General features: G+C 35.2%; 15 protein-coding genes. All 15 read left to right on the plus strand.

Annotated elements, in window-relative coordinates:
- Positions 1–5: 5 nt before the first annotated feature.
- On the plus strand, positions 6–527 hold the full coding sequence (locus tag GJV77_RS01725; RefSeq protein ID WP_155034632.1) for a DUF3341 domain-containing protein: 522 nt from the start codon (positions 6–8) through the stop codon (positions 525–527).
- A 7-nt stretch (positions 528–534) separates the two neighbouring features.
- A complete protein-coding gene (locus GJV77_RS01730) occupies positions 535–1083 on the plus strand; it encodes a c-type cytochrome (protein WP_155034633.1) in 549 nt (182 codons plus the stop codon).
- 31 nt (positions 1084–1114) lie between these two features.
- On the plus strand, positions 1115–2413 hold the full coding sequence (locus tag GJV77_RS01735) for a quinol:cytochrome C oxidoreductase (protein ID WP_155034634.1): 1299 nt from the start codon (positions 1115–1117) through the stop codon (positions 2411–2413).
- A gap of 17 nt (positions 2414–2430) precedes the next feature.
- Positions 2431–3573, plus strand: coding sequence for a cytochrome c oxidase subunit II (locus GJV77_RS01740; protein ID WP_155034635.1), 1143 nt, complete (start codon positions 2431–2433; stop codon positions 3571–3573).
- Positions 3574–3606: 33 nt separating this feature from the next.
- On the plus strand, positions 3607–5409 hold the full coding sequence (locus tag GJV77_RS01745) for a cytochrome c oxidase subunit I (RefSeq protein ID WP_155034636.1): 1803 nt from the start codon (positions 3607–3609) through the stop codon (positions 5407–5409).
- 70 nt (positions 5410–5479) lie between these two features.
- Positions 5480–6505, plus strand: a complete 1026-nt coding sequence (gene ruvB / locus GJV77_RS01750; RefSeq protein WP_155034637.1) for a Holliday junction branch migration DNA helicase RuvB — start codon at positions 5480–5482, stop codon at positions 6503–6505.
- 6 nt (positions 6506–6511) lie between these two features.
- Positions 6512–7438 (plus strand): tRNA epoxyqueuosine(34) reductase QueG, encoded by a 927-nt coding sequence (gene queG, locus GJV77_RS01755; protein WP_155034638.1) that lies wholly within the window; start codon positions 6512–6514, stop codon positions 7436–7438.
- A gap of 63 nt (positions 7439–7501) precedes the next feature.
- Positions 7502–9781 carry an NADP-dependent malic enzyme gene (locus GJV77_RS01760; protein ID WP_155034639.1) on the plus strand — a complete coding sequence of 760 codons (2280 nt, stop codon included), beginning with the start codon at positions 7502–7504 and terminating at the stop codon, positions 9779–9781.
- A gap of 101 nt (positions 9782–9882) precedes the next feature.
- Complete coding sequence (gene ruvA / locus GJV77_RS01765) at positions 9883–10464, plus strand: Holliday junction branch migration protein RuvA (RefSeq protein WP_155034686.1); 582 nt, start codon at positions 9883–9885, stop codon at positions 10462–10464.
- Positions 10465–10590: 126 nt separating this feature from the next.
- A complete protein-coding gene (sov, locus tag GJV77_RS01770) occupies positions 10591–17949 on the plus strand; it encodes a T9SS outer membrane translocon Sov/SprA (protein ID WP_449406769.1) in 7359 nt (2452 codons plus the stop codon).
- A gap of 464 nt (positions 17950–18413) precedes the next feature.
- On the plus strand, positions 18414–18794 hold the full coding sequence (gene gcvH, locus GJV77_RS01775; protein ID WP_155034640.1) for a glycine cleavage system protein GcvH: 381 nt from the start codon (positions 18414–18416) through the stop codon (positions 18792–18794).
- A gap of 85 nt (positions 18795–18879) precedes the next feature.
- Positions 18880–19161, plus strand: a complete 282-nt coding sequence (locus GJV77_RS01780) for a VanZ family protein (RefSeq protein WP_240142796.1) — start codon at positions 18880–18882, stop codon at positions 19159–19161.
- Positions 19162–19212: 51 nt separating this feature from the next.
- Complete coding sequence (gene deoC, locus GJV77_RS01785; RefSeq protein WP_155034642.1) at positions 19213–19959, plus strand: deoxyribose-phosphate aldolase; 747 nt, start codon at positions 19213–19215, stop codon at positions 19957–19959.
- A gap of 92 nt (positions 19960–20051) precedes the next feature.
- The gene (cyoE, locus tag GJV77_RS01790; protein ID WP_155034643.1) at positions 20052–20966 is read left to right on the plus strand and encodes a heme o synthase; all 915 of its coding nucleotides are present in this window, start codon (positions 20052–20054) and stop codon (positions 20964–20966) included.
- A gap of 2 nt (positions 20967–20968) precedes the next feature.
- On the plus strand, positions 20969–21550 hold the full coding sequence (locus GJV77_RS01795; RefSeq protein WP_155034644.1) for a cytochrome c oxidase subunit 3: 582 nt from the start codon (positions 20969–20971) through the stop codon (positions 21548–21550).

Here is a 21550-nt window from a genome sequence, read left to right on the forward strand (position 1 = left end):
TCGTTATGAGTAATAAAGTAGTTCACGCAATATACAATGATGATGATGTATTGTTAGATGCAGTAAAAGAAACTAGAGCAGCTCATCATCATATTGAAGAGGTATATACTCCTTTTCCAGTCCATGGTCTTGATAAGGCGATGGGCTTGAAACCAACAAGAATTGCTATATGTGCTTTCTTGTACGGATTAGTAGGTTTGTCATTTGGTACAGCTATGATGTACTATATCATGATTGTTGATTGGCCTCAAGACATTGGTGGAAAACCAAGTATGAGTTTTATTCAGAATATGCCTTCTTTCGTTCCAATTATGTTCGAAATGACGGTGTTATTTTCAGCTCACTTAATGGTATTAACGTTCTTTATGAGAAGTAAGTTATGGCCATTTAAAAAAGCTGAAAATCCAGATGTAAGAACAACAGATGACCATTTCTTAATGGAGGTTGCTTTAAATGGAGATGAAGATTCAGCAGTTGAGTTCTTCAAGAAAACTGGAGCAGTTGAAGTTAAAGTAATCGAAAAGTAATTGTAGAATGAATACGATATATAAAATAGTAGCTTTAGTAGGAGTATCAGTATTGACTACTTCTTGTTTTAATAAAGAGCGTCCTAATTATCAGTTTATGCCAAATATGTACGAATCAGTAGCATATGAGACATATTCGGAGGTACCTACTACGGTATTCGAAAACGGTAAAGAAGGACAATTACCTGCTGAAGGTTCAATCCCAAGAGGATATGAACCGGAGGCTTACCCAGATACTCCAGAAGGATTAGAATTGGCAAAAGTAAATCAAAAGTCACCTTTAGCTGAGTCCGATAAAAATTTGGAAAAAGGTAAAGAATTGTATACAATTTACTGTTCAGTTTGTCATGGTGCAAAAGGAGATGGAAAAGGTAATTTAGTGAAGAAAGAAAAATTCTTGGGGGTTCCAGATTATAAAGATCGTGAACTTACAGAAGGAGGGATTTATCACGTAATTACTTATGGTTTGAATTCAATGGGGTCTCACTCTAATCAGTTATCTCAACACGAGCGTTGGTTAGTAACAGACTACGTATTAAAATTGAAATCAGAATAATAAATTGTAAAACTTATTTGAAAGTTTAGATATGTACACATTTTCAAAAAATTTGAAGACTTTTGCAATCGTCCTTATGGTTTTAGGATTATTAGGAATTGCATATGGATTCTTCAGTGCACCAAAAGATCTTGACGAAGTAAAGCAGATCTTAACAGAACAGGCTCATCATGGGGATGGTGGGCACCATGTATCTGCTGATGCGCATTCTGATGCTGATTTTGAGCATCATGCAGAGCACGTATATGGACAGTTAAAGAATAAACCTTGGACAGCGTTATACGTAGGTTCTATATTTGTAATGTTTGTTTCATTAGGAATTTTAGTTTTCCACGGAATTAATTATGCAGCATCTGCAGGTTGGTCACCAGTATTGTTTAGAGTAATGGAAGGACTATCAGCATATTTATTACCAGGGTCTATTATCTTTTTCCTTATTTTATTAGCTTCGGTTTTAGGTGGAAATCACTTATTTATTTGGGCTGATGATGCAGTAGTAGCTAAAGATGCTATTATTCAAGGTAAAGTAGGTTACTTAAACGTTCCTTTCTTTATCGTGAGAGCTCTTATCTTTTTAGGAGGATGGAATCTTTACCGCGTTTATATGCGTAAACAATCTCTAGCACTTGATGCAACAGGAGATTTAGTATACCACAAAAAGATGTTTAAAGCGTCAGCAGGTTTCTTAGCATTCTTTATTGTTACAGAATCAATGGCATCTTGGGATTGGATTATGTCAATTGACACTCACTGGTATAGTACGTTATTCGGGTGGTATGTTTTTGCTAGTTTCTTTGTAACTGCAATTACAACAATCGCTTTTGTTACATTGTACTTAAAGAACAAAGGATATTTAGATTTTGTTAATACTAGTCACATACATGACTTAGCTAAGTTTATGTTTGGATTGAGTATTTTCTGGACTTACCTTTGGTTCTCTCAATTTATGTTACAGTGGTACTCTAACATTCCAGAGGAGGTAACTTATTTCATCTTTAGAATTCAAGAGTACAACTTACCATTCTTCGGTATGTTAGTTTTGAACTTTATATTGCCATTATTATTATTGATCAATACAGATTTCAAACGTTTAACTTGGATCGTAGTTATGGCAGGTGTATGTATCATCATAGGTCACTATATTGACTTCTTCTTGATGATTGCTCCTGGTACAGTAGGTGGTTCTTGGTTTATCGGTGTAGAAGAAATAGGATCTTTGATGTTCTTCATTGGATTATTTATCTTTGTAGGATTCAATGCGATTTCTAAAGCGCCATTATTAGCTAAGAATAATCCATTGATTGAAGAAAGTAAACATTTCCATTATTAATATTTAAAAATAAACAAATGACAAGTTTATTAATAATAACTGTAGTATTATTGTTAGGTATTGCTATTTGGCAATTAACTAAAATATTCGATCTTACTCAAGTAGGATCAAAGCCTAACGATATTAGTTCAGAAATAGCTAATGAAAAGGACAATAACGTAAATGGTTATTTGACTTTTGCTTTCTTAGGATTTATCTATGTTTTCACTATTTTTTGTTTAGTTGAATATGGAAGTTTTCCTTTGATGAGTGATTCTGCATCAGAACACGGGGAGAAAGTTGACTTTTTAATGTGGGTATCTATGGGACTAATCTTTGTAGTTCAGATTTTTACTCAATTCTTACTACACTACTTTGCATTCAAAGGAAGAGGTATAAATGGAAGAAAGGCACTTTACTTCTCTGACAATGATAAGTTAGAGGCAATTTGGACAATCATTCCTGTAATTACATTATCAGGTTTGATCCTTTATGGTCTATTTGCTTGGAACGACATTATGTTTGTTGATGAAGAAGAAGATGTGCTAGTTGTAGAAGTATACGCTAAGCAATTTGGTTGGGATGTACGTTACTCTGGTACAGATAATACATTAGGTAAAGCGAATGTTCGTTTTATCGAAGGTATCAATGTAGTAGGAGTTGATATGTCAGATCCTAACGCAGCTGATGATAAGATGGCAAAAGAATTACATTTGCCACTTGGTAAAAAAGTAGTCTTAAAATTCCGTTCTCAGGATGTTTTACACTCTGCTTATTTTCCACACTTTAGAGCACAGATGAACTGTGTTCCAGGTATGGTAACTCAGTTTGCATTTACTCCAACAATTACTACGGAAGATATGAGATCTCGTGATGCGATGATTAAGAAAGTTAATAATATTAACAACATTCGCGCTGAAAAGAGTCAAGAATTAATTGCAGAAGGACATGAAGCTTTAGAACCATATACTTTTGATTACTTACTATTATGTAACAAAATTTGTGGAGCTTCTCACTATAACATGCAAATGAAAGTAGTAGTTGAAACTCCAGAAGAATTTGAATCTTGGTTAAACGAATTACCAACGTTACAAGAACAAGTAGCTTCAGAGAAAGGAACTAATGCTCCAGTAGTAGAAGAGAAAGTTGAAGAAGCAACAGAAGCAATTGCTCAGTTGTAAAATTAAACTCACGTATTAAAACTAATTTATACTATGTCAGCAGTAGGACACGAAATAAATCTTGATCACTCACACGATCACGATCATCACGATAAAGGAAATTTCTTCACTAAATATGTATTTAGTTTAGATCATAAGATGATTGCTAAGCAATACCTTATTACAGGTATTATCATGGGAATCATCGGTATTGCGATGTCACTTTTGTTTAGAATGCAAATCGCATGGCCAGAGGAATCTTTTACAGTTTTCAAATGGTTATTAGGTGACAAAATGGCTCCTGATGGAGTTATGAGAAATGATGCATATTTAGCGTTAGTTACAATGCACGGTACTATCATGGTATTCTTTGTATTAACGGCAGGTTTGAGTGGTACGTTTTCGAACTTACTTATTCCGTTGCAAATTGGAGCACGTGATATGGCTTCAGGTTTCTTAAACATGTTATCATATTGGTTATTCTTCATTTCGGCTGTATTAATGATTATTTCATTATTCGTTGAAGGTGGGCCGGCTTCTTCTGGATGGACGGTATATCCTCCATTAAGTGCTTTACCACAAGCAATTCCAGGTTCTGGTATGGGAATGACTTTATGGTTAGTTTCTATGGCTATATTTATTGCATCTTCGTTAATGGGATCATTAAACTATGTAGCTACAGTTATTAACTTAAGAACGAAAGGAATGTCTATGACAAGATTACCTTTAACAGTATGGGCTTTATTTGTTACTGCTATTATTGGTATCGTTTCCTTCCCAGTATTATTATCAGCTGCTTTATTATTATTATTCGATAGAAGTTTTGGTACGTCATTCTTCTTGTCAGATATTTATTTAGCAGGAGAGGTTCTTCATTACCAAGGGGGGTCTCCAGTATTGTATGAGCACTTATTCTGGTTCTTAGGACACCCTGAAGTATACATCGTTATTTTACCAGCGATGGGAATTACTTCTGAAGTTATTGCTTGTAATGCTCGTAAACCTATTTTTGGTTACCGCGCGATGATTGCTTCAATCTTAGGTATAGCATTTTTATCAACGATTGTATGGGGTCACCACATGTTCGTATCTGGTATGAACCCTTTCTTAGGATCGGTATTTACTTTTACAACATTATTGATTGCTATACCATCTGCAGTTAAAGCATTCAACTATATTACTACGATTTGGAGTGGTAACATTCAGATGAACCCGTCAATGTTATTCTGTATTGGTTTCGTTTCTACGTTCATTACAGGAGGTTTAACTGGGATTATCTTAGGAGATTCAACTTTAGATATTAACGTTCATGATACTTACTTCGTTATTGCTCACTTCCACTTAGTAATGGGTATTTCTGCTCTTTATGGAATGTTTGCTGGTATTTACCACTGGTTCCCTAAATTATTCGGAAGAATGATGAACAAGAACCTTGGATATATCCACTTCTGGGTAACTGCAGTATGTGCGTACGGTGTATTCTTTCCAATGCACTTCATTGGATTAGCTGGATTACCTCGTCGTTATTATTCAAATACAGCGTTCCCATTATTCGATGAGTTCTATGATGTGAATGTATTAATTACTGTATTTGCATTAGTAGGATCTGCATTCCAATTAGTGTTTTTATGGAACTTCTTCGTAAGTATTTTCTATGGTAAGAAAGCAACGCAAAACCCATGGAGAGGTAATACGTTAGAGTGGACTACACCAGTAGAGCACATCCACGGAAACTGGCCAGGTGAATTACCAGTTGTTTACAGATGGCCTTATGATTATAGTAAGCCTGGTTTACCTGAAGATTATGCTCCTCAAAATATGCCTTATATGGAAGGTGAGGAACAATTAAATCACTAGAATTTTATTTTCTATATAAAGATAAAGGTCACTCTAATCAGAGTGACCTTTTTTCATTTATCTTTGTCGTATGAATGCAAATTTAGACCCAAGTAATAAAAATTTTTCATCTGAAGAGCACGATATAGAAAGAAAGTTACGTCCGCTTTCATTTGATGATTTTGCTGGTCAGCCACAAGTGTTAGATAATCTAAAGGTTTTTGTTAAAGCCGCAAATCTTCGTGAAGAGGCGTTAGATCATACTTTGTTTCATGGACCTCCTGGTCTAGGTAAAACTACTTTAGCTAATATATTAGCTAATGAATTAGATGCAGGAATCAAGATAACTTCGGGACCTGTTCTGGATAAGCCCGGTGATCTTGCTGGATTATTGACTAATTTAGAAGAACGTGATGTTTTGTTTATTGATGAGATTCATCGTCTTAGTCCTATCGTTGAAGAGTATCTATATTCAGCTATGGAGGATTTTAAGATTGATATAATGATTGAGACTGGTCCAAACGCACGTAGTGTACAAATTAATTTGAATCCTTTTACTTTAGTAGGAGCAACTACACGCTCAGGTCTTTTAACCTCACCAATGCGTGCACGTTTTGGTATTCAATGTCGTTTACAATATTATAGTAAGGAATTGTTAGGTACAATAGTTGAACGTAGTTCTGAAATTCTTGGTGTTGCTATTTCTATTGAAGCTGCATTAGAGATAGCAGGAAGAAGCCGTGGTACACCTCGTATTGCTAACGCACTGTTACGTCGTGTTCGTGATTTCGCCCAGATTAAAGGAAATGGTAGTATTGATATAGAGATTGCTAAGTATGCATTGAATGCATTGAATGTCGATTCTTTTGGACTAGATGAAATGGATAATAAGATCCTTCTTACTATTATTGATAAATTCAAAGGAGGGCCAGTTGGTGTTTCTACTTTAGCTACGGCTGTTTCAGAGAATGCTGAAACAATAGAGGAGGTTTATGAGCCTTATTTAATTCAAGAAGGTTTTATTGTACGTACACCACGTGGTCGTGAAGCTACAGATAAAGCGTACGCGCATTTATCACGTGTACGTCAAACTAAACAAGGCGATTTATTTGATTAGTGCATTATGTTAGATAATAAGGGGAAAAGGTCTCTAGCAATTAAGCAAGAGGCTATAAGACTTGGTTTTTCTTCATGTGGGATTTCAAAAGCAGATTTTTTAGAAGAAGAAGCTCCTAGGCTTGAACGCTGGTTGCGACTTGGAATGCATGGTTCTATGCATTATATGGAGAATTATTTTGACAAACGCTTAGATCCACGTTTGTTAGTAGAAGGGGCTAAGAGTGTTGTATCACTTTCTTTAAATTATTATCCTTCAGAAATACAAAATGCAGACGGTTTTAAGATTTCTAAATATGCTTATGGGGAAGATTATCATTATGTAATTAAAGATAAGCTTAAGGAATTGTTGAGTTTTATTCAAGAGACAATAGGAGAGGTTGATGGTCGAGTATTTGTGGATTCTGCACCTGTCTTAGATAAAGCATGGGCAAGTCGAGGGGGACTAGGTTGGGTAGGTAAGAATAATAATTTAATCGCAAGGAACTCAGGTTCCTTTTTTTTTATCGCTGAATTAATAATTGACTTAGAGTTAGAGTATGATGGACCTACGACAGATCATTGCGGTACATGTACTCGTTGCATTGATGCATGCCCTACAAATGCCATAGAGGGGCCTTATGTTGTGAATGGCAGTAAATGTATTTCTTATCTAACGATCGAACTTAAGGATAATATACCTATTGAGTTTAGTGGTAAACTTGATGATTGGATGTTTGGTTGTGATGTCTGTCAAGATGTTTGTCCTTGGAATCGCTTTGCAAAGCCTCATCAGGAAGAACGATTTAATGCTAATAGAAAGTTAATAAATATGTCTAAAAATGAGTGGCAAGAACTGACAGTAGAGACATTCAATGAAATATTTAAGAAATCTGCAGTAAAGCGAACAAAATATTCGGGTTTGTTGAGGAATATTGATTTTTTAAAGGATTGATTTCTATAGATTTTAATTATTCTACAAAAAGACTACCTTTGTCACGAACCTAAAACGAATTTTATGAATAAAGATAGTTTGCGTAGAGAGGCTCTAAAATATCATGCAGAGCCAGTACCAGGTAAAATACAGGTAGTACCTACGAAAAAGTATTCTTCACAAAGAGACTTAGCATTAGCTTACTCACCAGGGGTTGCTGAGCCATGTCTTGAAATCGAAAAGGACTTAAACAATGCTTACAAATATACTGCTAAGGGAAACTTAGTGGCTGTAATATCTAATGGTACAGCGGTATTAGGTCTTGGTGATATTGGGCCAGAAGCATCTAAGCCTGTAATGGAAGGTAAAGGGTTGTTGTTTAAGATATTTTCAGATATCGATGTATTCGATATTGAGGTCGATACTAAAGATGTTGAAAAATTTATTGAGACAGTAAAGAATATAGCACCAACGTTTGGTGGTATTAACTTAGAGGATATTAAGGCTCCTGAGTCTTTCGAAATTGAAAGACGACTGAAAGAAGAGTTGAATATTCCTGTAATGCATGATGATCAGCATGGAACGGCTATTATTTCTGCAGCAGCATTATTGAATGCTGTTGAGTTAGCTGGAAAGAAAATGGAAGAGATTACAATGGTAGTTTCAGGAGCAGGATCTGCAGCTATCGCATGTGCTAAATTATACGTTGCTTTTGGTGTTCGTATTGAAAATATTAAGATGTTTAATAGTAAAGGAGTATTGAAGAAAGACGATCCACGTATTTCTGAATTACAACGTGATTTTGCGATTGAATCTGATATTTCTTTAGCGGATGCAATTAAAGGAACAGATGTTTTTATTGGTTTATCTACAGCTGATGTATTAAAACCAGAAATGTTATTAACAATGGCGGATAATCCAATTGTATTTGCAATGGCAAATCCAAAGCCAGAGATTGACTACAATTTAGCTGTTGAGACACGTAAAGATGTGATTATGGCTACGGGTCGCTCGGATTATCCTAACCAAGTAAACAATGTATTAGGGTTTCCTTATATCTTTAGAGGTGCATTAGATGTACGTGCTACAAAGATTAACGAGGAAATGAAAATGGCTGCAGTAGTTGCTTTAGCTAAGTTAGCAAAAGAGCCAGTTCCTGAACAAGTAAATATAGCTTACGGAGAGACTAAACTTAGTTTTGGACGTGAGTATATTATTCCTAAACCTTTTGACCCTCGTTTAATTTCAGTTGTACCTCCAGCAGTTGCAAAAGCAGCAATTGAGAGTGGTGTGGCTCCAAAGCAAGAAATGGACTGGGAAAAATATTGTCAAGAGTTACAGGCGCGTATGGGGAATGATAATAAATTAGTACGTATGCTTATCAATCGTGCTAAGATCGAACCTAAACGTGTTGTATATGCAGAAGCAGATCATTTAGATGTGCTTAAAGCAGCTCAAATTGCTTTTGAAGAAGGAATGACTATTCCTATTTTATTAGGAGATAAGGAGACAATTATAGAGCTTAAAAAGGAGATAGATTTTACTGAAGAAGTAGAGATTATTGATCCAAAATCTGAAGAGCAAAAAGAAAGACGTGAGCGTTTTGCAAATGCTTATTGGAAAACAAGAAAGAGAAAAGGTATTACATTATATGATGCTTCTAAATTAATGCGTGAACGCAATTATTTTGCGGCTATGTTAGTTAATGAAGGAGAAGCTGATGCAATGCTTACTGGCTATTCGAGAAGTTACCCAACAGTTCTTAAACCAGTGTTAGAGTTGATTCCTCGCTCACAAGGTGTATCTAAAGTAGCTACAACTAACTTGATGCTTACCAAAAGAGGACCGATGTTTTTGGCTGATACAGCAATTAATCCAGATCCAACAGCTGAAGAGATTGCGAAAATTGCGGTTATGGCTGAGCGTACGTTAAAAATGTTTGGTATGGAGCCAGTAATTGCTATGTTGTCTTATGCTAATTTTGGTTCAGCTCAACAAGCTTCTCCAAGTAAAATGAAACAAGCTGTAGCTATTTTACATGAACAATATCCAGATATGATTGTTGATGGTGAAATTCAAATTGACTTCGCATTGAATGATGAGATGCTTAAAAAGAAATTCCCATTCTCTAAATTGGTGGACAAGAAAGTAAATACTTTGGTATTTCCAAATTTAGATTCAGCTAATATTACATATAAAATGCTTAAAGAGCTTAATAAAGCTACATCTATCGGGCCAATCATTTTAGGGTTAGATAAAGCAGTTCATATTTTCCAATTAGGTGCTAGTGTAGATGAGATGGTTAACATGACTGCAGTAGCAGTTGTTGATGCTCAAGTGCGCGATGGCAGAAAGAAGAAATAAGAAACTAATTATATACAGATCTTCATTTTAATGGTATAGCTATTCTTTCTATTAGTTATTAGTATAGATAATTACTATTTTTGAATAAAATTAGTAAAAGAATGATAGCGCATATAGAAGGAAGATTAGTTGAGAAAACACCTACTGAGGTAGTAATAGATTGCGGGGGAGTTGGATATTCTATCCATATTTCCCTGCATACCTATTCTCAGATTGGTACATCTGAGAAACTTAGATTATACACATTTCTACAAATAAAAGAAGATGCTCATACTTTGTTTGGTTTTATAGATAAAATCGAACGTGAGTTATTTAAACTTTTAATATCTGTTTCTGGTATTGGTGGTAATACTGCCAGAAATATCCTTTCCTCTATACCACCAAAAGAGTTACTTCAGGCTATCGCAGCTGGGGATTCAAAAACAATTCAAGCGGTAAAAGGTATCGGTGTGAAAACTGCTCAAAGAGTTATTTTAGATTTACAAGAAAAAGTAGTGAAACTCTATAACATTGATGAAGTTTTACCTATTATTAATAATACAAATGCCGATGAAGCGTTATCAGCATTAGAAGTATTAGGTTTTGTCCGTAAATCTGCAGAAAAAGTAGTTGAAAAGATTATTAAGGCTGACCCTGAAGCTTCTGTAGAGGTTATAATCAAGCAAGCTTTAAAAAATTTATAAGTTTTGAGGGGGAGTAGTTTTTTTCTTAAGCGATTATCTATAGTCGTTTTATTGTTGTTGTCCATATCTTTTAATATTTATGGGCAAGAAGAGCTATTGCCTACTCAAGAAGAACAAAATCAATGGATTGAAGCGTTTGAACAAGAGAGAGATACTTTATTGCCAAAGTATGATTTTGGTGACTTTCTTTTGCCAGATCCAAGTGTTATACGTGAGGCCTATTCTTATAAACCTAGTACAGATCGATATTATTTTACCAAGACAGTCGGTGACTTTAATGTCAATTTACCATTGATTTTAACTCGTAAAGAGTATGAGGAGTTAGTTCTTCGCAGTGAAATACGCAAGTATTTTCAACAGCGTTTTAACGCAATGCATGGACGACTAGATGATGAAGAAGCTCAGCGTGATATGTTGCCACGTTATTATGTCAATTCAAAATTATTCGTAGGTATATTTGGGTCTAATACTATTGATGTGAAGCCAACTGGTTCTGTTGAGTTTGACATGGGGGTTCGTTATTCTAAACAGGATAATCCAGTCATGTCTGCCCGTAATCGCAAGAATATGATGTTTGACTTTGATCAACGCATTAGTATGGGATTACAAGGTATGGTGGGGACGCGTTTAAGTGTAAATGCTAATTACGACACACAAGCTACCTTTGACTTTCAAAATTTAATGAAATTGTCATTTGAGCCAGACGAAGATGATATCGTTAGGAAGGTAGAAGTGGGTAATGTGAGTATGCCTATTACGGGGTCATTGATACGTGGTGCACAGAGTTTATTTGGAGTGAAAACTGAGTTGCAGTTTGGGCGTACAACTGTACGTGGAGTATTTTCTGAACAAAAATCACAGACAACTTCTGTTCGTGCTGATGGCGGTGGAGCATTGGAGGATTTTGAATTATTAGCTATTGATTATGATGAGAATCGACACTTTTTTCTATCTCAATACTTTAGAGAAAATTACGATGATGCTTTAAAGAAGTATCCTTATGTTAATACACGGGTTCGTATTACTCGTGTAGAGGTGTGGATAACTAACCGTTATAGTCGTTTAGGACAAACCAATAACAATGCTCGAAACTTAGTAGCTATTCAAGATTTAGGGGAAGGAAAGAGTAAGCGAGGAGATAATCGTTATGTTTCTGCACAGGAACCTAATTTCTTTGTAAATACAGCTAGTAATGCGCTTCCAGATAATGCTAACAATTTATATGATCCAAAGAAAATTGGGCAACCTCTCTATTTTCTAAAACCTGATATTCGTCTTGGAACTTCAGGAAGTACTGGTTTCGTCAATGCTGTACAGGAAGGAAGAGATTTTGTGAAAGTTGAGAGTGCCCGTAAGTTAACAAATTCAGAATTTACTTACCATCCTCAGTTGGGGTATATTTCGTTAAATCAGCGTTTGTCAAATGATGAAGTCTTGGCTGTGGCTTTCCAATACACGATTGGTGATAAGGTGTATCAAGTCGGGGAGTTTGGAACAGATAGTAATAATCAGGCAAATGAAAGTCAACCAACGGATAATGTCCCTTTGGCTCAGAATATAGTTGTTAAACTATTGAAAAGTAGTATTACATTAACTAATGCTCCTATTTGGCGTTTGATGATGAAGAATATTTATCAGATTCCGAATGCATCTTATATATCACAAGATAGATTTCGTTTTAATATTCTTTATACTGATCCTTCTCCGTTGAATTATATAAAGTCGGTCACTAGTAATCCTCTTCCTGAAGGGGTTGAACGTACGCCTCTTTTAAAAGTTTTTCATTTAGATCGATTGAATTATACTAATGATCCACAGGCAGGAGGTGATGGTTTCTTTGATTTTATTGCCAATGGAAATATGCAGAATGTATTTGACCCAAATAATCCGAATGCAAATATGGGGTCTAATGGTTATAATAATCAAAATTCCAACAATAACTATGGGAATGGTTATGGAAATAATGGCGGTTTTGGTGGATTTGGTGGAAGTAATGGTTACGGAAATAATGGCTATGGTACAGGAAATAATAATAACCAATACGCTAGAAATACAATTGATGGTTTAACAATTGATGCGATTAATGGACGTATTATATTTACTACTGCAGAGCCTTTTGGAGAACATTTATTTAATAAATTAAAAGAAGGCGCATTGGATAACTCTGACTATGAACTAGGTGTATTCAATGAGAACCAAAAGAAGTATGTCTTTAAAGAACTTTATACTGGGACAAAAGCATCAGCTATTCGTAGTCAGAGTCAAAAGAACAAGTTTCAGTTAAAAGGAAAGTACTCAAGCTCAATGGGGCAGGGTATTCCAATAGGAGCTTATAATGTAGCACCAGGGTCTGTAATAGTAAAAGCTGGAGGACGTTTGCTTGTTGAAGGAGCAGATTATACAGTGGACTATAATAGAGGACGTGTGATTATACTTGATCCTGCACTTTTAGCATCGAACACTCCAATTGATGTATCTGTAGAAAACAATACAATGTTTGGCCAACAAACAAAACGTTTTTTTGGTGTTAATGTTGAACACAAGTTTAATAAAGACTTTATTGTGGGCGGTAGTTTTTTACGTCTTTCAGAACGGCCAATGACACATAAGTCTAGTTATGGATCTGAGGCAGTGAACAATACTATTTGGGGATTCAATGCTCAATATTCGACTGAGGTTCCATTTTTTACTCGTTTAGTTAATAAGTTGCCGAATATAGATACAGATGTAGAATCTCGTGTATCTTTTAGAGGGGAGTTTGCTTATTTACAACCTGAATCTTCTAAGATGGACAGTATGAATGGTGAGGCTACTTCTTATGTTGATGACTTTGAGGGGACACAATCAACTATTGATATTAAGAGTCCTTTCGCTTGGAGATTAGCGAGTGTACCTAAAGGGTTTTATTACAAAGACAGGGTTGACGATTTTACAATCCCGAGTTATGACAATACTTCTAATGGTCAAGGTCGTTTAGAAGACGGTTACCGAAGAGCTAAACTTAGCTGGTATACAATTGATCCTGCTTTTTATGTAGGAGCTAAACCTAATGGTGTTACGGAGTTTGATTTATCGTCTAATGCAACACGTCGTGTGTACAGTGAGGAACTATACCCAAACAAAGATATTGCTTATGGAGAAAGTAGAGTTTTAACTACACTGGATTTAACATATTATCCTGAAGAAAGAGGTCCTTATAACTTTAATCCTGAATACGAAAAATCTAGAAAATCGAGTACTCCAAAGAATAATTGGGGAGGTATTATGCGTAGTCTAAGTACCTCTAATTTTGAACAAGCCAATATTGAAGCTTTAGAGTTTTGGTTGATGGATCCTTATGAAGTGGGAAATATCGGTAGTTCTAATACAGGACAATTGAAATTGAACTTTGGATTAATATCTGAAGATATTTTACGAGATGGTTATAAGCAGTATGAAAATGGATTGCCTACTTCTGCTATTAATGAGAATAGTATTATCAAGACAGCTTGGGGTAAAGTGCCAGCAGCACCTTCTCTGATTTATGCTTTCGATACTAATGCAGACAATAGACGTAAGCAAGATGTTGGTCTCGATGGATTAAGTGACGAAGAAGAGAAAATATGGTTTCCAAAGTTTGCTCATTTAGCAGATCCAGCTGCGGATAATTTTGTACACTATTTAGATGCTGAGGGTGGTATTTTACAGCGTTATAGAGACTATAATGGTACCGAAGGGAATAGTCCCGCAGGAGGAGGACGTTCAGGAAATAATTCACCTGATGCGGAAGATGTAGATGGGGATAATACGATGAATACTTTAGATGCTTATTTTCAATATGGTATAGATATTAAGCCTGGTATGCAAATTGGTGATCGCTATTTGGTTGATATAAGGGAGTCGGATATTAAATTAGCCGATGGTTCTATATCAAAGGTTCGTTGGCTTCAGTTTAAAGTTCCTATCGACAAGAATGGCGAAAAGATTAATGGTAATAGTGATGACCTTGAAATAGATATGCGTTCGATGCGTTTTATGCGAATGTTTGTTACTGGATTCGAAAAGCAAGTTACTTTGCGTTTTGGAAGTCTGAATTTGATTCGTTCTGATTGGCGTAAATCGGATCGCAATTATAGTGATTTTGATCGTGAGGGAAGTGAATATGAAGCAGAGAAAGAAGGAAGTTCTACAGCATTTGATGTTACGTCTGTGAATATCCAAGATAACCATGCAAAAAAACCAATTCCTTATGTTACTCCTCCGGGTGTATATAGAGAGCAAATGTATATGAATAATACCTTGGTCAATCAGAATGAACAATCTTTAGCATTAAAGATTTATTCAAAAGATTATAATGCAGGGTATGGTTTGACTTCTGGAGATGCTAGGGCAGTTTATAAGAACTTCAATGTGGATATGCGTCAGTATAAAAAATTGCGTATGTTTATTCACGCTGAGGCAATAGCAAATGGAATTAATAATGGTCTATTAGACGATGAAGCAGTTGCTTTTATTCGTATCGGTAATGATTTAGTGGATAATTATTATCAAATAGAAATTCCATTGAAAGTTACTGAATCATCAAAAACACTTGCTGAGGATATTTGGCCAAAAGAAAATGAGCTTAATCTAAACTTGGATTATTTGACTAAGTTAAAGATTATGAAAATGACTGATGGTCGTCAAGGCAATCAATTAAATTCAGCTTATATGTCAAAGACAGAAGCTGAGCTAGGAGGAGAGCGAAAAGATATTCTAATTGGTATTAAGGGGAATCCGAATTTTGCTAAAGTCCGCATGATGATGATAGGTGTGAGAAACAAATCATTGAACCCGATTCAAGGAGAGTTTTGGTTTGACGAATTGCGTTTATCTGATATGGAAAACGAAGGAGGCTGGGCAGCTACTGCAGCAGTAGATGCCAACTTTGCTGATTTTGCTACTATATCGGCTACAGGTATGCGTTCAACTGTTGGTTTTGGAGGACTTGAACAAGGGCCACAACAGCGAAGTAGAGAGGACTATAAGTCATATAATATTGTTACGAATGTAAATCTTGGTCACTTGTTGCCTAAGCGTTGGGGAGTGGTTTTACCGTTTAATTATTCGATTAGTGAAGAATTTATTACGCCAGAATACGACCCTAATAATCTTGATTTGAAACTTAGTTTGGTTAAGTCAAATGCGAAGTCTTCCGCAGAAGCAGAGGAAATAGAAAAGCGTGCAATGGATTATACCAAACGAAAAAGTATCAACTTCATTGGGGTAAATAAACAGAGAAACCCTGAGAAAAAAGCAAGGATTTGGGATGTCGAAAACTTGACTGTATCACATAGCTATAATGAAGTTACGCACCACGATTATGAAATTGACTCTAGTTTAGAACAGCAAGTAAGAACTTCAGTAGATTACGGATATTCATTTCAGAGTAAATCTATTGAACCTTTTAAGAAATTAGACTTTTTAAGTAGTACTTATTTAAAGATTATTAAGGATTTTAATTTTAATTTGATTCCAACGAATATTTCGTTTAGTTCAAATGTATTAAGACAGTATAATAGACAACAGTTCCGTTTGTTGGATGTTGAAGGAATAGGTTTAGATCCTTTGTATAGGAGAAATTATTTCTTTAATTACAATTATGGGTTTAATCTTGATTTGACTCGTTCACTGCGTATGACTTATGTGGGGGGGAGTAATAATGTCGTGAGAAATTATTACGATAGTACTACAGGTGTTATCGATGAGAGTAATACGATTTGGGATGACTATTTTAACGTTGGTAAACCAAACCAGTTTACACAACAGGTTAATCTTACGTATGAATTGCCTTTAAATAAGATTCCTTTCTTGGCATTTGTTCGTTCAAGTTATACTTATACAGGGACATATAACTGGCAAAGAGCTTCTGAGGCATTTTCGGAAGTCGAGTTAGATGGTGTGACGTATAGTCTAGGAAATACAATTCAAAATTCTCGTAGTCAAGCATTTAATACTACCTTTAGCATGGAGACTTTGTATAGTTATATTGGAATTGGTAAAGGGGGTAATCGAAGACAAAAAGATCAAAATAAAGCGAAAAAAGCGACTATTGTCCCTGGACAAAAAGTAGTGCAAAAAAAGAATGCAATAGAAGATGATAAACCTAGTATAGCTGGTAAGACATTAGGAGTGTTTAGAGATTTATTGACTTCTGTAAAGAATATACAGATTAACTATACTGAAAATAGTAGTACACTATTACCAGGTTATATGCCTGGAGTAGGATTTTTTGGGACGAGTAAGCCTACACTTGGTTTTGTTTTTGGAAGTCAGGCAGATGTACGCTTTGATGCTGCGCGCAATGGTTATTTGACAGAGTTTCCAAACATGAACCAGTCATATACTCAAGTTAGTAATAAAATGCTAAATGTTACTGCTTCCGTTCGTCCACTTAATGACTTGGTGATTGATGTTACTGCGAACCGCATGAGGTCAGATAATATGTCAGAACAGTTTGTGGTTGAAGCGGGAGTGTATATTCCTCAGTCGCCAAATAGCTACGGGAACTTTACGATGTCAACTATGATGATTAGGACTTCCTTTTCTAATGACAATGCTTTTGATCAGTTCTTAGCTAATCGTTTGGTTGTTGCTAATAAATTAGCAGTGGCAAATGGTATAGACATTTCTAACCCTGCAAACTTAGATGCCAAAGGGTATCCGATTGGTTATGGATCGAATAGTCAAGCTGTCTTAATACCTGCTTTTTATTCTGCTTATTCTGGAGGTACGACAAGTAAGGCCTCGACGAGTATCTTTAGAGATGTACCTTTGCCAAACTGGAATTTGCGCTATACTGGACTGATGAAAGTAGGATTGATTAAAGATAATTTTAGAAAGTTTTCTATTCATCACGGTTATAGAGCAGCTTATACATTAGGGTCTTATTCTTCAAATTACGATTATTACAATTATCAAAAGAATCCGAGTGAGTTTGATGGTAAGAATATTCCGTCGGAATATGTGGTTAATAACGTTACGATGTATGAGCAATTTAATCCTTTGGTTAAATTAGATTTAGAAACAAAATCGTATATTAGAGTAATGGCAGAGATAAGAAAAGACCGAATGCTGTCTTTGAGTTTAGATAATTTGTCATTGACCCAAACAGTAGGAAATGACTTTGTACTTGGGTTAGGGTATCGAATAAAAGATGTTGGTTTTAATTCGATGTATGCCAATGGAGGTATGGGCGGTAGAGTAGAAAGTGACATAAATATCAAAGCTGATTTAACCTTGAGTAAACGCGAAACACTGGTACGTTATTTAGACTTTGAAAGTGAGCAAGTCGGAGGAGGACAAGACATGTGGTCACTGCGTATCACAGCAGATTATATGTTGAGTAAGAATTTAACTGCTATCTTCTTCTATGATCATTCATTTTCTAAAGCAATGATGTCAACAATGTATCCAATTACTAATATTCGATCAGGATTTACAGTTCGATATAATTTTGGAAATTAATCATATTTTAAAAGTGCACTAAAAACTTTATTTAGTGCGCTTTTTTATTCCCCTCCCTTTTTTGAATCTAAATTTTTTCTGGTTACAAATTCCGATTTGCAATTGTCACGATGTGTTGGAGTAGTGATCGGGAGGTGGTCGAGACTTTTCGATGGAAAAAGTCCCGACCATTGTCAAAGCGTGAAAAAAACGAAAAGTGAATTTTTACCTGAATAATCGCTCTTGATGCAATATGTTTGAATTTTTGATGGGATTACTCGAGTTTGATTTATGAGTGAGTATTTTGATTATCAAAGGATATGTTTTTGTTTGAACAAAATAAATTAAATAGGATTAGTTTCCCCCTCTAGGGGTAGTCTTTTACTTGAGAATATAATAAAGACTAAGTAGAACGAATGAAAATTTGGTAGAAGAGAGTGACAAATTAGTAATAATATTATACATTTGCTTAAAACTAAATTATAATGAACATACCAGCTAATTTAAAGTACACAAAAGACCACGAATGGGTTGCAATTGAAGGAAACATTGCTACAGTAGGAATCACTGATTTCGCTCAAAAGGAATTAGGAGATATCGTATATGTGGAAGTAGAAACAGTAGATCAAACATTAGATAAAGAAGAAGTGTTTGGTACAGTAGAGGCAGTTAAAACTGTTTCTGATTTATTTCTACCATTAACAGGAGAGATTATTGAATTTAACGAAGGATTAGAGTCTGAGCCAGAATTAGTAAATACTGATGCATATGGTGCAGGATGGATGATTAAAATTCAATTCACTAATGAATCAGAATTAGCTGATTTGTTATCTGCAGAGGAATACAAAGAATTAATTGGGGCATAGGCTTTTATTTTGGTTAGGCGCTATCTGGACTGTTTTTGTTTTAATAGCGTGCCTAAGTGAAGGAAGTTCAGTTCCTAAAGTATCAATGCTGAATATACCGCATAAAGACAAGATAGCGCATTTTGTTTTCTATTTGGTATTTACAGTTCTTTGGTATAATTATGCTGCAAAAAGAAGGCAAAAGATCTCGAAAGTTTCTTTAACATTTGTTATCTTTACATTAGTAGTTGTGATTGGTGGATCAATAGAATTAATGCAATACTATTGTACATCGAGTCGAAGTGCTGAATGGGCAGATTTTTTTGCAAATTGTTTAGGAAGTAGCATAGGATTAATACTGTGCAACGCAACAATTAAGAAATGGTAAAATATTGAAAAGCCCCTTTATAGGGGCTTTTTTACTTTTAATAATTATACTATGAGAGATTTAAGAGAATTTATGGATTCGACTTACTTAAAGACTGCTGAGCAAGCAGGTTTAAGTGAAGCTGAAAACAACCAAGTGGTAAATGATTTGGTTGAAGAGGCTATTCAAGAACATTTTAAATTAGCAATGATTCGACCAGAACAAGTGGCTACAGGTCGTAAATTGGTAGATGCAGCAAATTCTAAAGTATTAATTGGGACAGTAATTGACTTTCCAGTAGGGAATGGCGGTCTAGAGGCAAAATTAAAAGAAGCTAAACAAGCGATTGTTGATGGAGTAGATGAATTAGATTACGTTGTAGATTACAATGCTTTCAAAAAAGGGTTGACAGAGCAAGTAAAAGATGAAGTAGAACAATGTACTGCGCTAGGGCTTAAAGCAGGAAAAGTTGTGAAATGGATTATTGAAGTTGCAGCGTTAAAAGATAATGAAATTGTACAATTAACAGCATTGATAAAAAATGTTGTGATGAGTAAGTTTAGTGAAAAAGATTATTCAAAAGTATTTGTAAAATCGTCTACTGGTTTTTATAAAACTCCTGAAGGAGTGCCAAATGGAGCTACTATTCCATCGTTAGTTTTAATGGTAGAGAATGCAGGTCCACTACCTGTGAAAGCAGCAGGAGGAATTAGAGATAGAGAAATGGCGATTAAAATGATTGAGTTAGGAGTAACTCGTTTAGGAACATCTTCTGCCAAGACGATAGTAGAAGGAAGTGGAGAGGTAAATAACTACTAATTTACAGAAGTATTGTTATATTCAAAGCTGTTGTTGCTGTTTTTACGGTTTGTTTTAAAAATTGAGTTATATTTGCAACTCATTAAAAACAAATGAAAGCAGCTTTGAATATATCTTCTGAAAAAAGTACTTCCGTTTCAGTACTTAAGGAATTTAAAGAAATGACTAAAATGGGACTAGCGCTAAGCGTAGTCTTTTCTACTATAGCAGGTTACTTATTAGCTGTCCCAGATTTAAAAAGTATCGATTTAGGGATACTAGTTGCCTTAGCTATCGGAGGCTATTGCATGGTAGGAGCATCAAACGTGTACAATCAAATTATTGAACGCGAGTTAGATGCAAAAATGAAACGTACAATGAATCGTCCAATTGCTTCAGGACGAGTAAAACCTTCAGCAGCTTTTGTATTAGCTACTGTATTAACGGTTTTAGGTATTGGTATACTATATGCTGTAAATCCAAAAACAGCAATGTTTGGAGCTATTTCTATCTTTTTATATACAAGTGTATATACTCCATTAAAGACAATTACACCTCTTTCTGTATTTGTAGGTGCCTTTCCAGGTGCTATACCATTTATGTTAGGTTGGGTAGCAGCGACTAATAATTTTGGGATTGAAGCAGGGACATTGTTTATGATTCAGTTCTTTTGGCAGTTTCCTCACTTTTGGGCTATAGGGTGGTTCTTATACGACGATTATAAAAAGGGAGGTTTTTCGATGTTGCCAACAGGTAAACGCGATACCAAAACAGCGACACAGACAATTTTGTACACTGTGTGGTTAATTATCGCATCATTAGTTCCTGTGACAGGAATGACGGGAAGACTTTATTTAACACCAATATCAGGTGTATTAGTTTTGTTGGCGGGATTATGGATGTTGAGCGCAACAATTAAGTTGTATAAGCGTAGAACAGATAAAGCAGCTCGTTCATTGATGTTGGTAAGTGTAACTTATATCTCATTAATTCAAATAATTTATATACTCGATAAAATACTAAGATAAATATGGAAATGACTGCTCAAGAACATTATGAAAAAAAGGGGAAGGCATTAAAGATAATGATGCTTTTCGCGTTGGGAAGTATAGCAATGGTGTTTGCTGGACTGACAAGTGCTTATGTAGTAAGTAAGTCTCGACCAGACTGGTTAACCGATTTTGTATTACCCAATTCATTCTTATATAGTACAGTAGCTATCTTGATAAGTAGTATTACAATTCATTTAGCACTAAAAGCAACGAAAGCTGGTCAAAATAGCAAAGCGACAACTTATTTGCTTATTACTTTGATATTAGGATTGTTATTTGTTTTTTTGCAATTCAAAGGCTTCGGTCAGGTTATAGAAAACGGATATTTCTTCACTGGAAGCGAGAGTACAATCACAACTTCATTTTTATATGTAATAGTTATTGTTCACATCGCCCATCTATTTGGAGGTATAATCGCTTTAATGGTTGTAATTTATAATCATTATAAACAAAAATATAATGCACAGCAATACGTTGGTATAGAGTTGTGTGCATGGTTCTGGCACTTTTTAGATTTGCTATGGATTTATTTGTTTTTGTTTTTTACATTCTATAAATAA

It is taken from the genome of Myroides pelagicus (assembly GCF_009711055.1).
Taxonomy (GTDB): domain Bacteria; phylum Bacteroidota; class Bacteroidia; order Flavobacteriales; family Flavobacteriaceae; genus Flavobacterium; species Flavobacterium pelagicum.